This window comes from Holdemanella sp. (assembly GCF_056804935.1).
In genome coordinates, this window is the sequence record NZ_DBMEXE010000061.1 from 1 (window position 1) to 3,625 (window position 3,625).

5 protein-coding genes are annotated in these 3,625 nt (G+C 33.8%); 3 read left to right on the forward strand and 2 right to left on the reverse strand.

The window, feature by feature from the left end:
- Nucleotides 1–289: 289 nt before the first annotated feature.
- Nucleotides 290–1,543, forward strand: coding sequence for a uracil permease (gene uraA, locus ACZQCL_RS04280; protein ID WP_227991383.1), 1,254 nt, complete (start codon nucleotides 290–292; stop codon nucleotides 1,541–1,543).
- Between the two features lie 34 nt (nucleotides 1,544–1,577).
- Here the strand turns inward: uraA and ACZQCL_RS04285 are convergent, their stop codons facing one another.
- Nucleotides 1,578–2,123: a DJ-1/PfpI family protein gene (locus ACZQCL_RS04285; RefSeq protein ID WP_482481921.1), complete on the reverse strand. Its 546-nt coding sequence runs from the start codon at nucleotides 2,121–2,123 to the stop codon at nucleotides 1,578–1,580.
- A gap of 63 nt (nucleotides 2,124–2,186) precedes the next feature.
- On the opposite strand from ACZQCL_RS04285, the gene ACZQCL_RS04290 reads away from it, so the two are divergent.
- A complete protein-coding gene (locus ACZQCL_RS04290) occupies nucleotides 2,187–2,708 on the forward strand; it encodes a DUF308 domain-containing protein (RefSeq protein ID WP_227991215.1) in 522 nt (173 codons plus the stop codon).
- Here the strand turns inward: ACZQCL_RS04290 and ACZQCL_RS04295 are convergent.
- Nucleotides 2,686–3,510, reverse strand: a complete 825-nt coding sequence (locus ACZQCL_RS04295; protein ID WP_333882406.1) for an HAD family hydrolase — start codon at nucleotides 3,508–3,510, stop codon at nucleotides 2,686–2,688. The two genes, ACZQCL_RS04290 and ACZQCL_RS04295, sit on opposite strands and share 23 nt — an antisense overlap.
- Before the next feature lie 68 nt (nucleotides 3,511–3,578).
- On the opposite strand from ACZQCL_RS04295, the gene ACZQCL_RS04300 reads away from it, so the two are divergent.
- A partial coding sequence (locus ACZQCL_RS04300) for a hypothetical protein (RefSeq protein WP_482481923.1) occupies nucleotides 3,579–3,625 on the forward strand: 47 nt, incomplete at its 3' end.

Sequence of the window (3,625 nt, forward strand, 5' to 3'; positions counted from 1 at the left end):
TAGTGGAAGTCAGGCATTAGATGCATTAGAAAAATGTTTCGAGCTACAACTAAACAGAAAGTACTATAAACCAAGTGATTTAAACAAAATAGTAAAAAAATATTCAAAATAGAAATCACATACAACATTTCAAAAAAACGAAAGTGCTAGATTAAACCTTGAATAAAGGCTTTCTAGCACTTTTTACTTTTTCAACTGTCAAACTCGGGATTATAGCCTAAATTAGTTTCATAATCCATTAAAATGTGGTATAAAAGTTAAGGTATATTTTAGGAGGAGAATATTTTTCATGGCAAAACGAATTATTCAAGTTGAAGAAAAAGTACCCGCAAATCTGCTGATACCATTAAGTATTCAACACATGTTCGCAATGTTTGGAGCCAGTGTATTAGTACCATTCTTATTCGGTATTAACCCAGCTATCGTACTATTCATGAATGGTATCGGAACATTGTTGTTTATTTTTATCACAAAAGGAAAAGCACCAGCCTATTTAGGAAGTAGCTTCGCCTTCATTGCTCCCGCAAATATCATTATCGCAAAATTTGGATATCCATACGCATGTGGTGGATTTGTTGCGGTTGGTTTTTGCGGATGTTTATTGGCAATGATCATCAAGAAATTTGGAACAAAATGGATTGATATCGTACTACCATCTGCCGCGATGGGACCCGTTGTTGCATTAATTGGTCTTGAACTATCTTCATCGGCTGCAAATACAGCTGGAATTCTAGGAGATAACATTGACCCTAAAAACGTGATTGTTTTTGCGGTTACACTTGGTATGGCCGTAATTGGAAGTGTATGCTTCAAAAAATTCTTAAGTGTTATCCCAATCTTAATTGCCGTAGTTACAGGATATTTAACTGCTGTTGCCGTAGGCATTGTAGACTTTACTCCTGTATTAGAAGCAAGCTTTATTTCAATCCCAAACTTTCAAGCACCAAAATTCAGTATGGATGCCATTCTAATGATGCTTCCCGTATTATTAGTTATCGCATCAGAACACATTGGTCACCAAATCGTTACAGGTGAAGTTGTAGGAAGAAACCTAATCGAAGATCCAGGACTACACCGCTCTTTATTTGCAGATAACTTTTCAACAATGATTTCAGGTTTAATTGGATCTGTTCCAACTACAACTTACGGAGAAAACATTGGAGTTATGGCGATTACTGGCGTATATAGCGTACAAGTTATTGCCGGAGCTGCCATCCTATCCATCATCTGTTCATTCATTGGTCCATTATCTGCATTGATTCAAACAATTCCAAATCCAGTTATCGGTGGAATCAGTTTCTTACTATACGGTATGATTGGTACAAGTGGATTAAGAATTCTAGTCGACCAAAAAGTCGATTATGGAAAAAGCGTAAACATGATCTTAACATCCGTTGTATTCGTTGTTGGACTTAGCGGAGTAACAATTCACTTAGGAAATATTTCCTTATCAGGAATGGTACTTGCTTGTATCACAGGAATGATCATGTCTTTACTATTCTATATCTTTGAAAAATTCCATTTATTAAATGAAGAAGCATAAACTAAAAATTGTCATCATTCACGATGACAATTTTTTAGTGCTTTGCATCATAATAAATCGATGCTTTTACTTTTTCTGTATGTTCTTTACCACAAAGCTTTTCTAGAATCGCAAACGCAAACTCAATACTTGCTGCCGCACTTACACCCGTAATGATGTTTCCGTCTGTAACGGCATAAGCATATTGATATTCACCACCAAAATCTTCATCCATATCTTTAAAACAAGTATATTTTTTACCTTTTAAGATACCCTCATGACCTAAGATTGTTGGAGAAGCACAAATAGCTGCCAATACTTTATTTTTGGCAAACTCATGAGCTAATTTTAATACTTCTTCATTCTTTTCTAGCTTTTGATAATGTGGACCACCAGGTAAAACTAAACAATCCACATTGCTAAAGTCATATGTGTTCATTGGAAACACACTCGAATAGGTTACGCCAAAACGTCCTGTAACCTGTTCTTCATTGTTAACACCAATCATATCCACATCAAGTCCACCACGTCTAAGTAAGGCAATGGGGCCCATAGCTTCTAATTCTTCAAATCCATTTTCTAATAACACTGCTACTTTCATGTTCATCACCTCTTTAGATTTAGTATACAACAGACTATAATAATTGTGAAAGGTTGTGATTATATGAAAGAAACAAAAACAGAAGCCATCTCATCGGCAATTCTATGCATTTTATCTGGATTAGTCTTATGCATATTTAACGTCTCCATATTAACAACAATTACGCGAGTTATTGGATGTATCTTTTTAGTCATTGCGATTCTATTTCTATATACATATTTCAAGAAAAGAAATAGTACAACACTAACAACTCTTGTATTAGGCATATTCCTATTGTCTGTAGGCCTATATATGAGTTTTGAACCAAGAAAATTCATTAGTATTGTACCTATGCTTGTAGGAATTCTATTGATTATTAATTCCCTATCCCATTTTCAAAAAGTATTACTCTTAAAAGATAATGGTTTTGAACAATGGAAAGTCAATCTTATGGGAGCTATCTTTATCCTAGTTGTCGGAATTGTATTACTTATGAAACCCATTCAATCCTTAGACTTTATTTTCTCTTTAACTGGATCCTTCCTTGTACTAAATGGAATTCTTATCTTTTTGGATCAATATTTCATCCAAAAAACGAATTTATAAATCGAAGCACACCCTGCTCATTATTTGTATAGTCGCTAATATATTTAGCGGCTTTTTTTGCCTGTGCACTCCCATTTCTCATCGCAACTCCATATCCACAAGAGGCTAGTAAATTCACATCATTTCCATTGTCTCCAAAAGCCATTACACAATCTATAGAGGTGTTTTTCTTCCGACAAATGAATTGAATAGCTTCAAGCTTCCCAACATCCTTCTTGCATAATTCAGTCCCAAGTCTTCCAACATCATAAAACCGATATTCTGGATGCTGTTTTAAGATTGATTTTTTTAATTTCAAGATTGGAAGTCCTGCAAAACACACCTTGTCATATAAAGGTACCTCTAAAGATATACTCTTCTCAAATTCAGTCTCTCTTAATGCTCTTATATAATGCACATTAAAAGGAATTACTGAAGCAAGCTTTTTTAATCCATTCATAAATGATATATCAAACATCGAATAACGACCATTTTGCCAAACATAACTAATCATATGATGTTTCTTTGCTTCTTCTATCAATTCTTTTACTTCATCTTTTGAGAGTCGCGTAAAACACTTTATTTTCCCATCTAAAAAATCATGTATTTCTAAACCGTTCGAGCTTGCCACAAAACCATTGTATTCTCTTAGTTTTAGTTTTTCGATAACTTCATCCAACTCTTCATAAAACCTTCCAGTCACAATCCCAACTACAATACCTTTTTGTTCAAGTTCAATTATTTTATGAATTGTATCTTTATCAATATGTTTATGTGAATCATATAGTGTTCCGTCTAAATCAAAAACGACAATTTTAACCATTTTTTACCTCTTTGCTAGAAAACCTACTAAATATATATTATTATAATAAAAAGAAAAGGGGAATAATAATGAAAATATCTACAAAAGGTCGCTATGCCCTTCGCCTACTTATAGA